The 1,478-nt window shown below is 40.5% G+C and carries 1 protein-coding gene; it reads right to left on the reverse strand.

All coding sequences use genetic code 11. From position 1 onward, the window contains the following. Positions 1-23: 23 nt before the first annotated feature. On the reverse strand, positions 24-1,358 hold the full coding sequence (locus G3O08_RS20640) for an IS4 family transposase (protein WP_163287339.1): 1,335 nt from the start codon (positions 1,356-1,358) through the stop codon (positions 24-26). Positions 1,359-1,478: the final 120 nt, after the last annotated feature.

Here is a 1,478-nt window from a genome sequence, read left to right on the forward strand (position 1 = left end):
CCCCTAAAGGAATTAGCGTGTACTTAAGAACTCCCTGTTATTAGGCGTTCTATATGATTTGTCCTGTCTTTCCTATGTTCATAGCTACAATAGTAAAGAATCCTTTCTATATGCTTTGGTAGACTATCTATTAGTGTGGTAATACAAATGTGATCGATTATATACTTGGTTACAGAGACTATACTGATTTGTCTTCCTTTAGCGAAGGCAAGTCTTGATGTTATATGGTAGAGTGGCATTATCAACAGCACAATTTGCAGCATACGCATATATAAATACAGCTCCACTCTATCTTTGTCTAGATAGTTATTGGGTATATCCTTCTCAATGCCCATTCCGTTCTTCCAAGCTTTGAAAAGTATCTCTATGTACCATCTGTTGGCATAGACTTGGACGACTTTTTCAGAGCTCCACTTTTCCCGTGGCACATCTGTGATAAAGATATCATAGCCCAAAAGTTTGAGTTTCTCTTTTGATGGCTGCCTGTTCTTGTGAGCGTTCATCTTGGCCTTTCTTCTGCGCTCGGCCGCAGCCTTTTCTCCAAGTTTTACACTCACCAATCTACATTTGATGGTGTTTTTAGCTCCAAGGAATACATCGATATCCAGGCTCTTATGCTTAGTCAATTCCTTGAGCATGTCTATTCTATGACCGTTGCACTCCCTGCTTATTATCCAATTTGATCTTATTTGATTGACGAAACTTGCTCCTTTGGATATGATTTCATCTAACGAGATTAGTGATAGATAGCCTAGATCACGAATCACTAGATCATCTTTTCTGACATCTTGGTTGGCTCTACTCGCATCTACTAAGTCGGTATCTCTGAATGAGCCTAGATGAATATCAATGAAATTTCCTGTGAGCATCTCAAATACAGCCTGTATCTTAGCCACAGCACTCTCGCCGTGACCGTTTTTACTACCAGGAAAAACATGACTCATGTATTTGGGAAGGCCTAAATGAGTGGCATCGTGTAGCAGCACTCTTTTAAAACCAGAGAAAAGTACGGGATCAACTATTTTCTCATGATGAACCTTCAGAGCGGCTTCTAATAGACCCTTAGCAAGTTGCACCAAAAGGTGATTGACTCGTTTTTCTATAGCTTTCTTACTAATCGTGTCATCAATCAACTGAGATAGGAACATCGCCCAGATGTTATAACTGCAGCGGCCATGAGAGATCATTGCCATGAATGAAACCAGCAGATTGACAGCACTACACTTCCTTGGTGTGCGTTTAGTGGCGCCGAGTTCACGAGCCAAATCATCGCAACCCAATCGCTCTAGTTGCTTTGCGAAATTATTCGTTAATTTGTCATTGATACGGACATCTTGTTGTTCAAACGAGGTGATCATTTTGCCTTGATTTGTTGTTACACCTCAAGTGTCCGTGTCTTTTCTATATCAATCAAGTACATTCTGACTTTTACATCAACAGCCCATTGTAAATAGCCCGCTTAGGTACACGCTAATTCC

The organism is Cryomorpha ignava (assembly GCF_010686655.1).
GTDB classification, from domain to species: domain Bacteria; phylum Bacteroidota; class Bacteroidia; order Flavobacteriales_D; family Cryomorphaceae; genus Cryomorpha; species Cryomorpha ignava.